This window comes from Planococcus sp. S3-L1 (assembly GCF_030063085.1).
In the GTDB taxonomy this organism is placed as follows: domain Bacteria; phylum Bacillota; class Bacilli; order Bacillales_A; family Planococcaceae; genus Planococcus; species Planococcus kocurii.
On record NZ_JASISN010000053.1, the window covers coordinates 1 to 911 of the forward strand.

Here is a 911-nt window from a genome sequence, read left to right on the forward strand (position 1 = left end):
ATCCAGGAAGGTTTCATCACAGAGGAATCGCTGGCTATTGATGCCACGCATTTCGAAGCACGCGACAAACCGGCAGCGGCTGAGAAAAAAGAAAAAGCAACTCCGAAAAAACGAGGACGGAAGCCGAAAGCCGAACAAGCTGAGTGGCAAGCCGCCCAACAAAAACAGGAAGCTGAGAAGACGCTCTACGAAAAAGAGATTGTCCATCAATTGGGTGCCTCCACAGAGGCGCTGGTAAACGAGATGCCCGTTGCCCCGAAATGGGGCATCAAGAAAAATAGTGATGGAAAAAACACATTTTGGTTCGGCTACAAAGCTCATTTAGCTGTCAGCACGATCAGCCAATACATTATCAGAGGGCTCATGAGTTCCGGCAACTTGAATGATGGAAAAGCCGCCATCCCTCTCCTGAAGCAAATCCAGCAAACGATGCCGGGTCTTTTTCAAGCGGGCATCCTGGACAAGGGTTACGATTACAAACCCATTTACCAACAACTGCAGGAAATGAACCTTCACGCCGTCATCGCTTACAACCCGCGCAGGGAAGGCGAAGTGATCGGGTTTGATGAGCATTTCGCGCCGACATGCGTTCGGGAACACGCGTATCGCTACGACAGTTATGACGCCAAATACGAAACCTTGAAATATACGCGTCCCAAAGAATGTGCGACGTGTCCGTTGAAAGACGATTCCCTTTGCCAAAAAATCTTTAAAATCAAAAGGTCAGTAGACCTTCGAAAATATACGTCTCCTGCCAGAGGTTCCTTGAAATGGACGCTGTTCTATAAACAGCGCGCCGCAGTGGAACGCGTCAACGCTTACTTGAAGGAGTATTTCGATTTGAATAATGTTCGACACCGGACAGGCAAGAAAGCGAAAGTCCATTTTGAACTCGTTTCGTTGATTTACAA

1 protein-coding gene is annotated in these 911 nt (G+C 48.1%); it reads left to right on the top strand.

Translation table 11 applies throughout. The features are described from left to right. On the top strand, positions 1-911 hold a 911-nt coding region (locus tag QMF37_RS18225; RefSeq protein ID WP_283479145.1), incomplete at both ends, for a transposase.